This is a genomic window from Thalassovita sp., from assembly GCF_963691685.1.
Classification (GTDB): domain Bacteria; phylum Pseudomonadota; class Alphaproteobacteria; order Rhodobacterales; family Rhodobacteraceae; genus Thalassobius.
Genome location: NZ_OY829290.1, coordinates 2,282,542 through 2,298,804, shown reverse-complemented (window position 1 = coordinate 2,298,804; position 16,263 = coordinate 2,282,542). Strand labels below are relative to the sequence as shown.

The 16,263-nt window shown below is 58.6% G+C and carries 14 protein-coding genes and 1 pseudogene; 4 read left to right on the top strand and 11 right to left on the bottom strand.

Annotated features, from left to right (window positions below):
• Nucleotides 1–21: 21 nt before the first annotated feature.
• A pseudogene (locus tag ACORLH_RS11210) lies at nucleotides 22–1,047 on the top strand (patatin-like phospholipase family protein).
• A gap of 5 nt (nucleotides 1,048–1,052) precedes the next feature.
• Here the strand turns inward: ACORLH_RS11210 and ACORLH_RS11205 are convergent.
• The 3 genes from ACORLH_RS11205 to ACORLH_RS11195 form a co-directional block, all read right to left on the bottom strand.
• Complete coding sequence (locus ACORLH_RS11205; protein ID WP_321832743.1) at nucleotides 1,053–1,748, bottom strand: DUF502 domain-containing protein; 696 nt, start codon at nucleotides 1,746–1,748, stop codon at nucleotides 1,053–1,055.
• A 140-nt stretch (nucleotides 1,749–1,888) separates the two neighbouring features.
• Nucleotides 1,889–2,794, bottom strand: coding sequence for a pseudouridine-5'-phosphate glycosidase (locus ACORLH_RS11200; RefSeq protein ID WP_321832742.1), 906 nt, complete (start codon nucleotides 2,792–2,794; stop codon nucleotides 1,889–1,891).
• Nucleotides 2,791–3,696 (bottom strand): PfkB family carbohydrate kinase, encoded by a 906-nt coding sequence (locus ACORLH_RS11195; RefSeq protein ID WP_321832741.1) that lies wholly within the window; start codon nucleotides 3,694–3,696, stop codon nucleotides 2,791–2,793. Before ACORLH_RS11195 ends, ACORLH_RS11200 begins: the two co-directional genes overlap by 4 nt.
• 354 nt (nucleotides 3,697–4,050) lie before the next feature.
• Here ACORLH_RS11195 and rpsB point away from each other — a divergent pair, with 354 nt between their 5' ends.
• Entirely contained in the window at nucleotides 4,051–4,824 is a 774-nt protein-coding gene (gene rpsB, locus ACORLH_RS11190; RefSeq protein ID WP_321832740.1) for a 30S ribosomal protein S2, read from the top strand.
• A gap of 78 nt (nucleotides 4,825–4,902) precedes the next feature.
• Nucleotides 4,903–5,781 carry a translation elongation factor Ts gene (tsf, locus tag ACORLH_RS11185; RefSeq protein WP_321832739.1) on the top strand — a complete coding sequence of 293 codons (879 nt, stop codon included), beginning with the start codon at nucleotides 4,903–4,905 and terminating at the stop codon, nucleotides 5,779–5,781.
• A gap of 501 nt (nucleotides 5,782–6,282) precedes the next feature.
• Here the strand turns inward: tsf and ACORLH_RS11180 are convergent.
• Together ACORLH_RS11180 and ACORLH_RS11175 are read right to left on the bottom strand one after the other, a co-directional pair.
• Nucleotides 6,283–7,038 carry a LuxR family transcriptional regulator gene (locus tag ACORLH_RS11180; protein ID WP_321832738.1) on the bottom strand — a complete coding sequence of 252 codons (756 nt, stop codon included), beginning with the start codon at nucleotides 7,036–7,038 and terminating at the stop codon, nucleotides 6,283–6,285.
• A 391-nt stretch (nucleotides 7,039–7,429) separates the two neighbouring features.
• Nucleotides 7,430–8,650, bottom strand: coding sequence for an acyl-CoA dehydrogenase (locus ACORLH_RS11175; protein WP_321832737.1), 1,221 nt, complete (start codon nucleotides 8,648–8,650; stop codon nucleotides 7,430–7,432).
• A 108-nt stretch (nucleotides 8,651–8,758) separates the two neighbouring features.
• Here ACORLH_RS11175 and ACORLH_RS11170 point away from each other — a divergent pair, with 108 nt between their 5' ends.
• Nucleotides 8,759–9,667, top strand: coding sequence for a LysR family transcriptional regulator (locus ACORLH_RS11170; RefSeq protein ID WP_321832736.1), 909 nt, complete (start codon nucleotides 8,759–8,761; stop codon nucleotides 9,665–9,667).
• A 53-nt stretch (nucleotides 9,668–9,720) separates the two neighbouring features.
• Here the strand turns inward: ACORLH_RS11170 and phoB are convergent, their stop codons facing one another.
• From phoB to ACORLH_RS11140, 6 genes are all read right to left on the bottom strand, one after another.
• Nucleotides 9,721–10,410, bottom strand: a complete 690-nt coding sequence (phoB, locus tag ACORLH_RS11165; RefSeq protein ID WP_058242031.1) for a phosphate regulon transcriptional regulator PhoB — start codon at nucleotides 10,408–10,410, stop codon at nucleotides 9,721–9,723.
• Nucleotides 10,411–10,413: 3 nt separating this feature from the next.
• Nucleotides 10,414–11,148, bottom strand: coding sequence for a phosphate signaling complex protein PhoU (gene phoU, locus ACORLH_RS11160; protein ID WP_321832735.1), 735 nt, complete (start codon nucleotides 11,146–11,148; stop codon nucleotides 10,414–10,416).
• 13 nt (nucleotides 11,149–11,161) lie between these two features.
• Nucleotides 11,162–11,959 carry a phosphate ABC transporter ATP-binding protein PstB gene (gene pstB, locus ACORLH_RS11155; RefSeq protein ID WP_321832734.1) on the bottom strand — a complete coding sequence of 266 codons (798 nt, stop codon included), beginning with the start codon at nucleotides 11,957–11,959 and terminating at the stop codon, nucleotides 11,162–11,164.
• A gap of 25 nt (nucleotides 11,960–11,984) precedes the next feature.
• The gene (gene pstA / locus ACORLH_RS11150) at nucleotides 11,985–13,331 is read right to left on the bottom strand and encodes a phosphate ABC transporter permease PstA (RefSeq protein ID WP_321832733.1); all 1,347 of its coding nucleotides are present in this window, start codon (nucleotides 13,329–13,331) and stop codon (nucleotides 11,985–11,987) included.
• The gene (pstC, locus tag ACORLH_RS11145; protein ID WP_321832732.1) at nucleotides 13,328–14,812 is read right to left on the bottom strand and encodes a phosphate ABC transporter permease subunit PstC; all 1,485 of its coding nucleotides are present in this window, start codon (nucleotides 14,810–14,812) and stop codon (nucleotides 13,328–13,330) included. Before pstC ends, pstA begins: the two co-directional genes overlap by 4 nt.
• A gap of 86 nt (nucleotides 14,813–14,898) precedes the next feature.
• Complete coding sequence (locus tag ACORLH_RS11140; RefSeq protein WP_321832731.1) at nucleotides 14,899–15,954, bottom strand: substrate-binding domain-containing protein; 1,056 nt, start codon at nucleotides 15,952–15,954, stop codon at nucleotides 14,899–14,901.
• Between the last annotated feature and the right edge of the window lie 309 nt (nucleotides 15,955–16,263).

The following is a 16,263-nucleotide window of genomic DNA, read 5'->3' as shown; positions in this document are numbered from 1 at the left end:
CAAAAAGCCGAGGAGAGAAGGATGAAACGGATCAACTTGGCTTTGCAGGGCGGCGGGGCGCATGGGGCGTTTACCTGGGGCGTGCTGGATGTGCTGCTGCAGGACGAAGAGATCGAGATTGCGGGCATCACCGGCACCTCCGCCGGGGCGATGAACGGCGCGGCGCTGAAGGCCGGCTTGCTGACCGGCGGCCGTGATGGCGCGCGGCAAAACCTTGATTGGTTCTGGCAGCAGCTGGGCGCGATTGAATTGCCGGGGCTGAATCTGTGGCTGGGGGCGCTGCCCCCCAGTTGGATCAGCCAGGGGATGGAGGTCAGTTGGCCCTTCATCGCGGCTGATGTGATGCAACGCTTCACCTCACCTTATGCGCTGGGATCGCTTTATGCCCATCCGCTGCGTGGGCTGGTGGAGCGATTGCAATATGATCTGGTCTGCGCCGATCAGGGCCCGGCGCTATTTGTCTGCGCCACCAATGTGCGTTCTGGCAAGGCGCGAGTGTTTCAGGGGGCTTAGATCAGCACTGATGCTTTGCTGGCCTCCGCTTGCCTGCCAACCCTGTTTCAGGCTGTGGAGATTGCCGATCCCACCACCGGCACGCAGGAGGCCTATTGGGACGGCGGCTATACCGGCAATCCGGCGCTTTGGCCGCTCTATTCCGGCGATCTTCCCGAAGATGTGGTCATCATCAACATCAACCCGCTGCGGCGGGAGGCCTTGCCGATCACGCCGCAGCAGATCAGCAACCGGATCAATGAGATCAGTTTCAACGCCTCCCTGTTGAGTGAATTGCGCGCAGTTGCCTTTGTCCAGCGGCTGATTGCACAAGGTGTGCTGAATCGCGAAGAAAAACGCGATGTTAAGGTGCATATGATCGCGGATGATGAGCTGATGAACAGCCTGTCGGTGGTCACCAAAAGCTGGCCGGTGCCGTCGGTTCTGTTGCATCTAAAAGAGGCCGGACAGACGGCTGCCAAGGCGTTTCTGGCTGAACATAAGGCGGCGCTGAACAGTCACAGCACCGTCGATCTAAGCGAAATGTACGGCTAGTTCAGTTAGGACTTGCTGCGCGGCGGTTGGCTGGGATCTTTGCCGTTTGGGTAGACCAGACCGGCTGAAATCACCAGTTTCGCGGCATCTTCTACGCTCATGTCCAGCTCCATCACGTCTTTGCGTGGGAAATAGAGCAGGAAGCCCGAGGTCGGGTTTGGCGTGGTCGGCACGAAGACGGACAGCAGGTCATTGTCATCTTCACCGGCACGTTGGCGAATCTCGCCTTTCGCCTCGGTCGAGACAAAGCCGATCGCCCAGATGCCTTTGCGGGGATATTCAATCAGGCAGGCGCGTTCAAAGGACCGTTCCGACTGCGCGAAAACCGTTTCGGCGATCTGTTTGACACCGGAATAGATTGACCGCACCACCGGCATGCGCTGCACCAGGCTTTCGCCAAATCGGATGAGGGAACGCCCCATCAGGCCCTTGGCGATCCAGCCGATGACAACGGTGAAGACCAGGAAAAACAGGATGCCGACGCCGCGCAGGTTGATGCCGATATAGGGCTCGGGCTTAAACTGACCGGGCACCAGCGGCAGCACAAATCCATCGACCCAACCCGCGAAGGTCCACAGGAACCAGATCGTCAGGCTGACAGGGGCGATCACAACGATGCCGGTCAGGAAGGACGAACGCACACGAGCAAACAGCCCCGGTTTGCGTGGCTTTGGGATATCTTCGTCAAAAGGTGTGGTCATTGGATCGGTAGGCGTCGATAGGTGTTTGAAAACAGCGTCAACGCTTACTTAGGGGCTTTCCCCCGCTATCACAATGCATCTTGCGGTAAGTCGGGGAAAAGCAGCATGTTTTTGCGCCTTTAGCGGCGTTTTCTGAAGGGTCAGCCCAAGGCTTTGGCGATCTGTGCCGCCAGTCGGGCGTTGTTCAGGACCAGTTCGATATTGGCGGTCAGCGACCGGCCTTCGGTCAGCTCAAAAATGCGCTGTAGCAGGAAGGGCGTGACCTCTTTGCCGGTGATCCCTTTTTCATCCGCCTCAGTGGTGGCGGCATCGATGATCGGGTTCATTTCCGCCTGCGGGATTTCGGCGGCGGCCGGGATCGGGTTGGCGATCAGCTGACCACCGGGCAGGCCCAGCTGGCCGCGCATCTGATGAGCCTTGGCAATGTCTTCGGCCGCGTCCATCCGCAAAGGTGACGTCAGCGGCGAGGTTGCAGACCAAAACGCAGGGAAGCTGTCCTGACCGTAAGTAATGACCGGAACCCCTTGAGTTTCCAGCACTTCCAGCGTTTTCGGCACATCCAGAATGGCCTTGGCCCCTGCCGCAACAACGCTGACGGGCGTGGCGGCCAGTTCCAGCAGATCGGCGGAGATGTCAAAGCTGTCCTCGGCGCCTTTGTGCACACCGCCGATGCCGCCGGTGGCAAAGACGTGGATGCCCGCCAGATGTGCGGCAATCATGGTGGCGGCCACGGTGGTGGCCCCGGTGCGGCCTTGCGCCATGATCACAGCCATATCGGCGCGGCTGATCTTGGCCACATCTTTGGCCTGTGCCAGTTCTTCCAACTGGGCGTCGGTCAGGCCGGCGTGCAGCGTGCCGTTCAAGACGGCGATGGTTGCAGGCACAGCGCCCGCAGCGCGGATTTCATCCTCAACCCGGCGCGCTGTTTCCAGGTTCTGCGGATAGGGCATGCCGTGGGTGATGATGGTGCTTTCCAGCGCCACGATGGCTTTGCCCTCGGCTTGTGCGGCGGCAACTTCGGGGCTGAGTACGGGTTTGAGGCTCATGCGGGGAGTTCTCCGGATACGTAGATTGCGGCGGCATGCAGGGCGCGCTCCAGCGCGGCTTCACGGTCCATGCCGGACAGTTCGGCGGCCATATGGGCAGCCATAAAGGTGTCACCGGCGCCGGTGATGCGGGTGACCAGCACCTCAGGCGGGCAGGCGGTGATGACGCCATCCGCCGTGCCATCGGAACAGGGCTTGGCCCCGTTGGTGACCAGCGCACGTTTGGCACCACGCGCGACCAGTGCTTCGGCGGCTTCGGCCGAGGTTTCAAAGGTTCGCTGGCACAGCAGCCCGGCCTCTTCGAGGTTCACATAAAGCACCGCCCGGGAATGACGTAGGAAGGGGGCCAACCGTTCGGCCTTGCCGGGCGAGGCGGGCGCAACCCGCAGATCGGCCCTGGCAAAAGCGGCGTCCGTGGCAATCTCTTCCAAGAGCGCGTGGGTCAGGTTGCCGTCCAGCGCGATCAACCCGTCAAACGGGGCCTCACGGGTGCCAAGCGGCCCTTCGATCAGCGGTGTCAGGATTCGTGGGCCCGCGGCCTCCAGCGAATGGGCATCCGCAATGGCGGCGATCAGACCGTTGGCGCCTTCAATGGCCATATATTGATCTGTCGGCAGATCGTCGGAGCGATAGGCGTGTTCGGTTGACACCCCCAGACGGCCACAGGCCGCCATCAGCTCCTCGCCTTCAGGGTCGCGGCCAATCGCGGTCAGCGCCGAAGGGTTCAAACCAAAGCGCCCCAGCGCCATGGCAATGTTCAGCGCCACCCCACCGGGGATCCGCTCAATCCGGCCCGGCACATCCGAGCCAGCCCGCATCGCAATTGTAGCGCGGCCCACAACGTCCCAGAGGACGGAGCCGATGCACAGGATTTGCTGTTTCTTATCAGTTGGTTGATCCATGCCTGTTGTCACCTAGACTATGATGTTCAAGCTAAGGGTCGGCGCGACCAGGTCACGCTCCCTTTCCGCTGGTTTGACTGTTGGATCTGTTGTAGCAGTCAGCAGGCGAAGCGTCACACCATAGAGAGATTTTTGGCAGGCTCAAGAGGCGTAAAAACGCAGGGCGCAGGCTGACTGTGGAAAACTTGGCTTTTCCTGCCTGATAGTGCTTGCCACCCCCGCAAAACCCGTCTATACGCGCGGCACTTCACAGGCGGGGTTGGGCCTTGCAGGGAGAAATCCTGTAACGGTCCGCCGGTTGGGCGCATGCCCTTGAAAGTCCCGCTTAGGTACAAACCGGAAAGGAATAAGAGAATGGCTCTTCCTGAATTCACTCTGCGCCAGCTGCTGGAAGCCGGCGTACACTTTGGTCACCAGACCCAGCGTTGGAACCCCCGCATGGGCGAGTACATCTACGGCTCGCGCAACGGCATCCACATCATGGACCTGACCCAGACTGTTCCGCTGCTGGACCAGGCTCTGAAAGTTGTACGTGACACCGTTGCCAAAGGCGGCCGCGTTCTGTTCGTAGGCACCAAGCGTCAGGCCGCTGGCCCGGTTGCTGAAGCTGCTGAGAAATGCGCACAGTACTACATGAACCACCGCTGGCTGGGCGGCACCCTGACCAACTGGCAGACCGTTTCGCAGTCGATCAACCGTCTGAAAGAGATCGATGAGAAACTGGCATCGGGCGCCGAAGGCCTGACCAAGAAAGAGCGTCTGAACATGGACCGCGACCAGCAGAAACTGCAGGCTTCGCTGGGTGGTATCCGTGACATGGGCGGCGTGCCTGACCTGCTGTTCGTCATCGACGTTAAGAAAGAGTCGCTGGCCATCGCAGAAGCCAACAAACTGGGTATCCCGGTTGTGGCTGTTGTCGACACCAACTGCTCGCCCGCAGGCGTAGACTACATCATCCCCGGCAACGACGACGCGGCCCGCGCGATCGCTCTGTACACCGACCTGGTCAGCCGCGCTGCCCTGGACGGTATGTCGGCTCAGATGGATGCCGCAGGTGTTGACCTGGGCGCGCTGGAAGATGGCATGGTTGAAGAAGCCGTTGCCACCGAAGAAGGCGCCGAAGCCTAAGCTTCGTCATCACAGTGACACGGGGCGCGGTTAAGGCCGCCCCCGGAAGTTCAAACATATTACCAAGGAGAGCCTCTCATGGCGATCACTGCAAAGATGGTGAAAGAACTGCGCGATTCGACCGGCGCAGGCATGATGGACGCGAAAAAAGCGCTGACCGAAACCGATGGCGACATGGAAGCCGCGGTTGATTGGCTGCGCACCAAAGGTCTGGCGAAAGCCGCCAAGAAATCGGGCCGCACCGCAGCCGAGGGCCTTGTTGCTCTGGCCGTTGAAGGTGGCAAGGGTGTTGCCGTTGAGGTGAACTCGGAAACCGACTTCGTTGCGAAAAACGCCGACTTCCAGGAAATGGTTAAAGGCATCGCAGCTGCTGCTCTGAGCGCCGCTGATGTTGAAGCGCTGGCCGCTGCTGACATGGGTGGCAAATCGGTTGCCGACACCATCACCGACAAAATCGCCACCATCGGCGAAAACATGTCGCTGCGTCGCATGGCATCGGTTGAGGGTGACGTTGTTGCCTCCTACGTGCACAACGCTGCTGCCGCTGGCCTGGGCCAGATCGGTGTTCTGGTTGCGCTGAAAGGTGGCGACGAAGCGTTTGGTAAGCAGGTTGCAATGCACATCGCAGCTGCTAACCCGCTGGCCCTGGGCGAAGCGGACCTGGATCCGGCTGCTGTTGAAAAAGAGCGTCAGGTTCAGATCGACATCGCCAAGGAATCGGGCAAGCCTGACGCCGTGATCGAAAAAATGATCGTTGGCCGCATGAAGAAATACATCGCCGAAAGCACTCTGCTGGGTCAGGCGTTTGTTGTGAACCCCGACCTGACCGTTGAGAAAGCAGCCGCCGAAGCCGGCGCTGAAGTTCTCGGCTTTGTGCGTCTGGAAGTGGGCGAAGGCATCGAGAAAAAAGAAGAAGATTTCGCAGCTGAAGTTGCTGCCGCTGTCAAAGGCTCGTAAGTCAGACAGTCCTGAAGTTTCAGGAATTTCTTTGAACGCCCCGTGCTTGCTGCGCGGGGCGTTTTCTTTTGTGGATCTGGTGCGGCATTGGGGCAGGGGGCGTGTCATGGCCCAGCCAATCCGTGCCCTGCCAATCTGTGGTGATACTGCTTGAGATGTCTCTGGAATCGGAAACGGCGCCGCATTTAATTGCGACGCCGTTCCTTGAAACACCGGATGCACCCCTGGACAATTGGGGATGAGCGGGAGTGCAACCGATAACCGACCTATACGCGACCAATAAGCGTATAGATCGGCATCCGGAAAACCGGACGAAGCAGAGAGCCTTGCAACAACAAGGGGTCCCCTCCGTATGTTCCCTGGCCAAAGCCACCACTCACGGAACTCCTGCAACATGCAAAATACAGCGCTGAAGAGAAAGTAAGGTTTTCCGTACCTTGCAATATCAACCTGCAGGATTTGCGCTAAAACCTATGGTTATCAATGCCGTAGCGTCAATTTTTAGGCTTCGATAACAAACATTTGGTTCTGCAGTGCCGCCTTCAAAACAGCCTGTGCGGTGGTCTCAACATTCAGGTTATCACGCGCCAGACGCAGGTGTTTTTCAACCGTGGCAGGCGTGAGCCCCATCAGCAGCGCAATGTCCTGTGTTGTCTTGCCGTCGCCAACCCATTCCAGCGCCTCACGCTGCCGCTTGGTTAGCGTCTGGTTCGGTGTTGCATAGGGCAGGGTCATGATTTTCAGGTGACACACATTGTTCATCACCAGAATTTCGTCGCCATGTTCGGCCCAGACCTTATCAATCTCTTCCTGCGGAATATCGGCCTGCGCGGTCAGCGCAATTGCGCCTTTGGCCCGCGGTGAGATCGATTTGAAACTGATCGAATAACCGGCGGTCACCTGCATTTTGCGGTTAAACTCCAGAACCCGTTTCTCGCTGTCGCTTAGCGCACCTTGATCCAGCATTTCGCCCAGGATGCTCCAGCTGGCGGCACCTTCATTTTCCAGCACCCATTTGACCATCGGGCCATGGAAATACAGGCCTTTGCCCATGAATACATCGGTGTAGGCCGGATCGTGATTGGTCAGCACGATGAAGTCATCGGGATCCCCAAGCGAGGTGGAGGTGCGGTAACGCGTGAAGCCATAGAGCAGACGGTCAAACCCGTAGGAGGCCATTTTGCGCGTGTGCATATCCCAAAGCTCCTCAATACTTTGCGTATTGGTGAGCGCTTGCAGATATTTGCTATTCCTCATTCCGTCCTCGAGTGTTGTTGCATTCCAATGCGTGATGCATGGGGGAAGAGATGCGTCACAGGGGCACACAGGGTATGCATAAAAAACTTACATCCCAAGCGCGTGTTCTGTCGAGGCCTACAACGCGCCAAATTCAAACTTTGCGATATCAGTGTTGCAGGTCTGTCGTGCTGTATGGGGGCGTTGCTATGCAGGGTGTCTCTTAGGTTTGCAAATATTTACCATAATACTAATTATACGAATGATGGATTGATGGTTATGACGCTTATCATACAACAAGCCTGTTGCCGAAAACACCAATAAAACAATCCCCTATCGGCCAAACATCACCTCACAGACGCAAAAACGGGCGCTCGTTGGCGCCCGCTTCGATCGGTATTCTGTTAAGTCTTTAGAAAAACGCCTGCAGCCCGGTTTGTGCGCGGCCCAGGATCAGCGCGTGGACGTCATGAGCGCCCTCATAGGTGTTGACCGTTTCCAGGTTTACCATGTGGCGGATCACGCCAAACTCCAGGCTGATGCCGTTGCCGCCGTGCATGTCACGGGCGTGGCGCGCGATTTCCAGCGCTTTGCCGCAGTTGTTGCGTTTAACGATCGAAATCATCTCCGGTGCGGCTTCGGCGTTGTCCATCAGGCGGCCCACCTGCAGACTGGCCTGCAGCCCCAGCGAAATCTCAGTCTGCATGTCGGCCAGTTTCTTCTGATAAAGCTGCGTCTGCGCCAGCGGCTTTTTGAACTGGTGACGGTCCAGACCGTACTGACGTGCGGCGTGCCAGCAGAACTCAGCCGCGCCCAATGCGCCCCAGCTGATGCCGTAACGAGCGCGGTTCAGACAGCCGAACGGACCTTTCAGGCCTTCGACATGAGGCAGCAGCGCGTCTTCGCCCACTTCCACGTTGTCCAGCACGATCTCACCGGTGATCGAGGCGCGCAGCGACATCTTGTTGCCGATCTTCGGCGCGCTGAGGCCCTTCATGCCTTTTTCCAGCACGAAACCACGGATCTTGCCGCCGTGGGCTTCGGATTTGGCCCAAACAACAAAGACATCGGCGATCGGGCTGTTGGAGATCCACATTTTCGAACCGGTCAGCACATAGCCGTTTTCGGTTTTCACAGCGCGGGTTTTCATTCCGGCCGGGTCCGAGCCTGCGTCGGGTTCGGTCAGGCCAAAGCAACCGATCCATTCGCCCGAGGCCAGTTTCGGCAGATACTTCTTGCGCTGCTCTTCCGAGCCATAGGCGTAGATCGGATACATCACCAGCGAGCTTTGCACCGACATCATCGAACGGTAGCCGGAATCAACACGCTCCACTTCGCGGGCAACCAGACCGTAGGCCACGTAACCTGCTGCAATTCCACCGTATTCTTCGGGAATGGTCACGCCCAACAGGCCCATATCGCCCATTTCACGGAAGATTTCCGGATCGGTTTCTTCGTTTTCAAACGCCGACAGAACACGTGGCTGCAGCTTTTCCTGACAGTAAGCCTGAGCGCTGTCGCGGATCATCCGCTCATCTTCGGTCAGCTGCTGGTCCAGTTTGAACGGGTCGGCCCAATCAAAAGCCCCCAGATCGGGTTTATCTTTGGCGCGCAGCGCGGGACGATCGGTCATGTTGGACCTCCACTTCATGAGTTTTCATTACGATTGACGCAGGGATATACCGGGTTTAAGGCAGGATACAGCAATTCTTCCGCATTATGTCATGAGGAAAAGTCATAGATGCCTGCGCCCCGCCGTTACCTGCCCTCTGTTGCATCGCTGCGGGCGCTGGAAGCCCTGGATCGTCTGGGCAGCGCTACAGCGGTGGCCGATGAACTTTCGCAGACCCAAAGTGCAGTCAGCCGTCAGTTGCAGGCGCTGGAGACCCAGCTGGGTACCACATTGATCGTGCGCGACCGCAAGATGATGAAGCTGACGCCCGCCGCCAGTGAATATGCCGCGACCATTCGCGATGCCTTGGAGATGATTGCCAAAGCCTCACTCAAGGTGCAGGTCAATCCGGAAAGCGGATCGCTGAACCTGGCCATCCTGCCGACCTTTGGCATGCGCTGGTTGGTGCCGCGCCTGGCAGATTTTGCCAAGCGCCATCCTGAGATCACAATCAACATGTCGACCCGCCTGAAACCGTTTAGTTTTGCCGAAGAACCCTTTGATGCGGCTCTACATTTTGGCAATGGCGATTGGTCGGGCTGTGAGTCGTTGCGGCTAAAACCTGAAAACGTCGTGCCGGTTTGTGCGCCGGATTTGCTGGGGCAAACTGTGGTGGCCCATCCGCGCGATCTGCTCACCCTGCCCTTGCTGCATATCGAAACGCGCCCCTCCGCATGGGCGCAGTGGTTTGAAAGCTATGGGGTTGAGGCCACCGGCGTTGCCGGCACGCTCTATGATCAGTTTTCCACCATCACACAGGCGGCCTTGCACGGGCTGGGGGTGGCACTGCTGCCGGATTACCTGGTGGAGCAGGATCTGGCCTCCGGCCGTCTGGTGCATGCCTATGGTGGCGCAACCCGGTCGCTGGGGTCATATTTTCTGGTCTGGCCGGTGGAGAAATCGCAGGACAGAGCGTTGCAGACCTTCCGCGATTGGCTGGCCACGCAGGCCGAGGATGAAGATGCACTGCCGCGCTAACCTGAACATAAAGAAGGGGGCGTAACGCCCCCTAACCTAATATTTTTTCGGATTTAGCCGAGTGCGTAACCTGCGCCACGCACGGTGCGCAACGGGTCCGATCCACCCTGACGGGTCAGGGCCTTGCGCAGCCGGCCGATGTGAACATCCACGGTGCGCGTATCGACGTAGATGTCACGGCCCCAGACGCGGTCCAGCAGCTGTTCGCGGCTCCAGACACGGCCCGGTTTTTCCATGAAGGTCGACAGCAGGCGAAACTCGGTCGGGCCCAGTTTCAGCGGATCGCCACCACGGGTCACCCGGTGGGTTTCGGCGTCCAGAACGATGTCTTCGTATTCCAACCGCTCGCCCACAGTGGCAGGTCGGGTGCGGCGCAACTGGGCGCGCACACGGGCCATCAACTCAACCAGCGAATAGGGTTTGACCACATAGTCATCCGCGCCGGTTTCCAGACCGCGCACCTTATCCACCTCTTCGGATCGTGCTGACAGCATGATGATCGGCACGCCGCGGGTTTCATTGCGGGTTTTCAGCTGACGGCAAACCTCAATCCCCGAAACCGAGGGCAGCATCCAATCCAGCACGATGATGTCAGGGTTTTCTTCGGCCACCGACATCAGGGCATCTTCGCCGTTTTCGGCCTTCACCACGCGGAAGCCTTCGGCCTCCAGGTTATAGGCCAGCACTTCACGCTGTGCTGGCTCATCCTCAACCACAAGGACGGTGGGTTGACTGGCAGCCATGGCTTAGACCTCACCCAGATCCGCATCGAAGGAGGTTTTATCCCCCTTGGGGCGGTTTTCGTCCGGCAAAGCACCTTCGACCAGATAGACCACCTGTTCCGCGATAGAGGTCACGTGATCGCCCATCCGTTCGGTGTTCTTGGCGATGAAGTGCAGGTGCATACAGGCGGTGATGTTGCGCGGATCTTCCATCATGAAGGTCAGGAATTCGCGGAACAGGGCGTTGTACATCTGATCCACATCTTCGTCGCGGGCAATCACATCGCGGGCCAGATCGGCGTCACGCTGAATATAGGCGTCCAACGCGTCCTTCAGCATCAGCTGCACCTCGCGCGCCATGCGGCGGATCGCGGTGTGGCTGCCGTTGATCGGCGCCATCTGCACCAGAACGCCGGTGCGTTTGGCCATGTTTTTGGCGTAGTCACCGATACGTTCCAGGTTGCCCGAGATTTTCATCACTGACAGGATCACCCGCAGGTCAGACGCGGTCGGCGCCCGCAGCGCGATGATCTGCGCCGCGCCTTCGTTGATCTGGTTTTCCAGGGCATCGATGGCTTTGTCGCTGTTGCGCACCTTTTCGGCCGCTTCTTCGTCGCGGTCGTTCAGGCTTTGTGCGGCTTTCAGGATGGCCTCTTCGACAAGGCCGCCCATCTTCATGATCTGCGCCTGAATGCTTTCCAGATCGCGGTCGAATGAGGTGACGATATGGCTTTCGTCTAGAATGGTGTCGCTGTTCATGGGTCCGGTTTCCTTAGCCGATACGGCCAGTGATATAGCTTTCGGTGCGGGGATCTTGCGGGTTGGTGAAGATCTGGCTGGTGTCGCCAAACTCAACCAGATTGCCCAAATGGAAGAAGGCGGTTTTCTGGCTGACGCGCGCCGCCTGCTGCATCGAGTGGGTCACGATGACCACCGCGAATTTGTGGCGCAGCTCATCGATCAGCTCTTCGACCTGTGCGGTTGCAATCGGATCCAGCGCCGAACAGGGTTCATCCATCAGCAGGACCTCAGGTTCGGTGGCCACGGCGCGTGCAATGCACAGACGCTGCTGCTGACCGCCCGACAGGCCGGTGCCCGGCGCGTGCAGACGATCCTTGACCTCATCCCAGATCGCGCCGCGACGCAGGGACTTTTCCACGATCACATCCAGATCCGCCTTGGTGCGGGCCAACCCGTGGATCCGCGGGCCGTATGCGATGTTGTCATAGATCGACTTGGGGAACGGGTTCGGCTTCTGAAACACCATGCCCACCTTGGCGCGCAGCTGCACCGGATCGACGCGCTTGTCGTAGATGTCTTCGCCGTCCAGCAGGATGTCACCTGTGACCCGGCAGATGTCGATGGTGTCATTCATCCGGTTCAGGCAGCGCAGGAAGGTCGACTTGCCGCAACCCGACGGGCCGATAAAGGCGGTGACGGTCTTGGCCGGAATGTCGATGGAGACATCTTTGATCGCGTGGGTGTCGCCGTAATGGACCTGAACGTCCTTGGCGGCGATTTTGGTTTCTTTCTGGTCCACAGAGGCCTCCAGAGCGGGTGAGTCATACATGGCGATGATCCCTTTCTCGCAAGTCTTACCAGCGACGTTCGAACCGGCGGCGCAGGATCACCGCAATCGTGTTCATGGTCACAAGGAAAATCAATAGAATGATGATGCCGCCCCAGGCGCGTTCGTAGAACGCTGGCTCGGCACGTTTGGCCCATTCATAGATCTGGGCCGGCATGGCGGAGTTTGGCGACAGCAGGCCAGCGCTGATGCTGTCCGGCGCATTTGACGCGATGAAACCGATCATCCCGATCAACAGCAGCGGTGCGGTTTCACCCAAGGCCTGCGCCAGACCAATGATCGTACCGGTCAGAATACCCGGTGCGGCCAGCGGCAGAACGTGGTGGAACACCGACTGCATCTTGGAGGCGCCAAGCCCCAGTGCCGCGTCGCGGATCGACGGTGGCACCGCCTTCAGCGAGGCACGGGTGGAGATGATGATTGTTGGCAGCGTCATCAGTGTCAGCACCAGACCACCGACCAGCGGCGCGGATTGAGGCAGGTGCATGTAGTTGATGAAAACGGCCAGACCAAGGATACCAAAGACGATCGAGGGCACCGCAGCCAGATTTGAGATGTTCACCTCAATCAGATCGGTGATCCAGTTTTTCGGCGCAAACTCTTCCAGATAGATCGAGGCGGCCACCCCAATCGGCAGGGCCAGCACCAGAACCACCAGCATCATGAAGAAGCTGCCCATCATCGCCACACCGATGCCGGCCGCTTCGGGACGTTGGTCCGAGGCATCGGCGCCGATGATGAAATCGATGTTGAAGGTTTTCTTGACCACCCCGGTCGCAACCATCATGTCGACGAAATCCAGCTGTGCGGCTGAGATCTTCTTGTCATTGGCGATGCTTTCCCGGGTCACGCGGCCCTTCAGGTAGCCATCCACACGGCTGTTGGCGAGGAAGGTGAACTCCACCTTCGTGCCGATCCGGCTGGGATCTTCCAGCACGTAATTGCGCAGCTCCGCAGCGGCGGACTTCGACAGGATCGCCGCCATGTCTTTGGATTTCAGGTCAGTGTCCAGACCCAGTTCAGCCACCTTTTCCTCAAAGGCTGTTTTCATCAGCGGGGCATAGCCGAAGGTTGAGACTTTCTTGATGTCCTCAAGATTACGCTCACCTTTTTTGTCCAGCTTGCTTTCCAGCAGCTCCACATTCAGTGTGACAAATGTCTGCTGAAAGGCGCCCAGACCGTTGCTCAGGATGGTGCCGATCAGCACCAGCAGCACCAACAGGCCCGCGGTGATGGCGGCGATGCCGTAGGCTTTGAACCGGCGCTCCGCGGCGTTGCGCTTCTTGGTGCGCGCATCCACCGTGTGGATCGAGGTTTTCGGCGCGTTTTGCGGGGTTTGCGAAACGTCGGTCATTCGTACTGTTCCCGGTATTTGCGCACGATGTAGAGCGCGAGGACATTGAGGCCGAGGGTCAGCACGAAGAGCGTCAGACCCAGTGCAAAGGCAACCAGCGTTTCAGGTGAGGCGAAATCGCCATCCCCGGTCAGCTGGCTGACGATACGGGTGGTGATGGTGGTCAGCGCATCCAGCGGGTTGGCAGACAGCCGGGCAATGGCCCCTGCCCCCAGCACCACAATCATGGTTTCGCCAATCGCGCGGCTGGCGGCCAGCAGGATCGCACCAACGATGCCGGGCAAGGCCGCAGGCAGCACCACCTGGCGGATGGTTTCGGATTTGGTTGCGCCCAGCCCGTAGGAGCCATCGCGCAGCGACTGCGGCACAGCGTTGATGATGTCATCACTCAGCGAGCTGACGAAGGGGATCAGCATGATGCCCATGACGATGCCAGCGGTGGCAACTGAACGGGCGTCGGTCATCCAGTTAACGCCCAGAACCCCGCCGTCACCAAACATGCGCAGCAGAAACGGGCCGAAAGTCACCAGCGCGAAGAGGCCGTAAACAATGGTCGGGATGCCTGCCAGGATTTCCAGCAGCGGTTTGGCGAAGCCACGCACCGCTTTCGATGCGTATTCAGACAGGTAGATCGCAGCAAACAGGCCGATCGGAACTGCCACAAACAGCGCCACCACTGAGATATAGAGCGTACCCCAGAGCAGCGGGAAAATCGCCAGTTCCGAGTCACCACGGAAGTTCGGCGCCCAGACCGTGCCGAAGAAGAAATCCTTCCAGTCGTGCAGACCAAAGAAGTTCACCGTTTCAAACAGCATCGACAGAACGATGCCCACGGTGGTCAGGATCGCCAGCGACGCCGCGCCAATCAGCAGCGCCAGCACAGCGCGCTCCACGATGTTGCGGGCGCGATATTCATGATGGGTGCGCGCGTAGGAGCGGCCAAAGCCGACAATCGCGATCAGCAACACAATGATCATCATCGCATTGCTGCCGGTGATCGACATGGCGCGATAATCCTGCGCGGCCTTCAAAATTGCGGGCTGTACATCGCTGCCAAGGGCAACGCCAACCTCCTCCAGAAGCGCGCGGATGTCAGTTTGTGTGGCGTCCAATGCGCGGATCTCTTCCAGCGTGACAGCGCCGCTTTCACGCGCGATTTCAATACCTTCAGCAACGCGCTTGACGTCGCTCATCACCAGATCACGGCTGGAGCCTTCGGCGATCACCTCAGCCGGGATCGCGCTGGAAACGGTGGAGTTGATCACCATCGGTTGGATCAGCACCCAGGCGCCAAGAACCACGGCGGAGGGGATCAAAGCGCTCAGGAGCACGTTCATCCCGTAGAAATTCGGAAGAGAGTGTAGCAACCGGCTGTCGCCGCCTGCAGAAGCAAGGGCGCGTTGGCGCCCAAGGAAGTAGCCGATCACTGATAGACCGAGCAGGATCAAGACAAGCCAGGAAACGGGCCAAGTAGCAGGCATGGTCTCTCCGAGTGTGTTGGGTTTGGAAATTGTTGGGGGCCGCGCAAATCACGCAGCCCCCGTTGTCTTGTCAGCCAGGGGGCTGATTACATGTTGGCGCCCAGAACCTGTTCGTCGGCGACAACCGCTTGGGTCTCAGCCAGCTCAGGATCGGCAACCAGACCATATTCGGCCAGCGGGCCGTCGGGGCCGGCGATCTCATCCGCGATGAAGAACTCAGCATATTCTTTCAGGCCGGGGATCACGCCGATGTGGGCTTTCTTCACGTAGAAGTACAGCGGGCGCGATACCGGGTATTCGCCGGTTGCGATCGATCCAGTCGAAGGAACGATGCCCGACATGGTCGCAACGGTCAACTTGTCGGTGTTGTTCTCATAGAACGACAGGCCGAAGACGCCGATGCCGTCTTTGTTGCTTTCGATCGAGGCCAGGGTCTCGGTGTAGTCGCCGTCGATGTCAACCGAAACGCCATCGGTACGCAGAGCGATACAGGCTTTCTCAGCTGCTTTTTTCTTGGCTTTGTCGCTGTCGCCCTCGGCGCCGGCTAGGAAGGCGTCAAAGGCGCCGGTGGCTTCACAGCCGGCCAGGATCACTTTGTCTTCGAACACTTCACGGGTGCCGTGCTTGGTGCCCGGGATGTAAGCGGCCAGGGCCTGCGCCGGGAAGTTGGCGTTTACGTCAGCCCAGGTTTTGTTCGGGTTGTCGACCAGCGCGCCGTCGACCAGAACTTTGTCGGACAGGGCCAGGAACCAATCGGTCGGGGTGAATTCGAATTTCTCGCCAGCGATGTCCGAGGCGAAGACGATGCCGTCATAGCCGATGCGCACTTCGATGATGTCGGTGACACCGTTTTCGGCGCAGGCTTTGATCTCTTTGTCTTTGATCTTGCGCGATGCGTTGGCAACATCAACGGTGTTTTCGCCAACACCTTCGCAGAAGCGCTTCAGACCAGCCGAGGAGCCACCCGATTCAACAACGGGGGTCGGGAAGTCGAAGTTTTCACCGAAGGCTTCTGCAACGATCGAAGCGTAAGGCAGAACGGTGGAAGAACCGGCAACCTGCACCTGGTCACGAGCGGCAGCGGCGGTTGCGGATACGGCCGCGATGGCCAAGGTTGAGGCGGTCAGTTTCACGAACGACATAAAGAGACTCTCTCCTGATTTCAGTCTTGGGCCATCCCCACGACGGCCACTGAAAGGCGATCTAAGCGTCTTGCACGATGCTTTTGTGACGTGTGTGTAACAGGGATATGACAGATCCAGTTTTTGCCGGTGCAAACTGTCATATAGGCGAAGCAAATCTCTCTATTCTATTGAAATTATACATTTAAATTTTATCAGATGTCGCACCTATCTTTTCTAGAAAGTGCAAAAAACTAGACAACTATTTCGATTGGTAGAGGGGTTTTGTGACAGATGTCTGTGAAATGTGTCATATTTACTGCCTTACCA

Bases quoted from the DNA above. Each gene is read 5' to 3' on its own strand.
- pstA (WP_321832733.1), bottom strand. From the start codon at position 13,331: ATGACCGACGTTTCGCAAACCCCGCAAAACGCGCCGAAAACCTCGATC.
- ACORLH_RS11170 (WP_321832736.1), top strand. From the start codon at position 8,759: ATGCCTGCGCCCCGCCGTTACCTGCCCTCTGTTGCATCGCTGCGGGCG.
- rpsB (WP_321832740.1), top strand. From the start codon at position 4,051: ATGGCTCTTCCTGAATTCACTCTGCGCCAGCTGCTGGAAGCCGGCGTA.
- pstC (WP_321832732.1), bottom strand. From the start codon at position 14,812: ATGCCTGCTACTTGGCCCGTTTCCTGGCTTGTCTTGATCCTGCTCGGT.
- ACORLH_RS11175 (WP_321832737.1), bottom strand. From the start codon at position 8,650: ATGACCGATCGTCCCGCGCTGCGCGCCAAAGATAAACCCGATCTGGGG.
- ACORLH_RS11180 (WP_321832738.1), bottom strand. From the start codon at position 7,038: ATGAGGAATAGCAAATATCTGCAAGCGCTCACCAATACGCAAAGTATT.
- ACORLH_RS11205 (WP_321832743.1), bottom strand. From the start codon at position 1,748: ATGACCACACCTTTTGACGAAGATATCCCAAAGCCACGCAAACCGGGG.
- pstB (WP_321832734.1), bottom strand. From the start codon at position 11,959: ATGTATGACTCACCCGCTCTGGAGGCCTCTGTGGACCAGAAAGAAACC.
- ACORLH_RS11140 (WP_321832731.1), bottom strand. From the start codon at position 15,954: ATGTCGTTCGTGAAACTGACCGCCTCAACCTTGGCCATCGCGGCCGTA.
- phoU (WP_321832735.1), bottom strand. From the start codon at position 11,148: ATGAACAGCGACACCATTCTAGACGAAAGCCATATCGTCACCTCATTC.
- ACORLH_RS11195 (WP_321832741.1), bottom strand. From the start codon at position 3,696: ATGGATCAACCAACTGATAAGAAACAGCAAATCCTGTGCATCGGCTCC.
- ACORLH_RS11200 (WP_321832742.1), bottom strand. From the start codon at position 2,794: ATGAGCCTCAAACCCGTACTCAGCCCCGAAGTTGCCGCCGCACAAGCC.
- tsf (WP_321832739.1), top strand. From the start codon at position 4,903: ATGGCGATCACTGCAAAGATGGTGAAAGAACTGCGCGATTCGACCGGC.
- phoB (WP_058242031.1), bottom strand. From the start codon at position 10,410: ATGGCTGCCAGTCAACCCACCGTCCTTGTGGTTGAGGATGAGCCAGCA.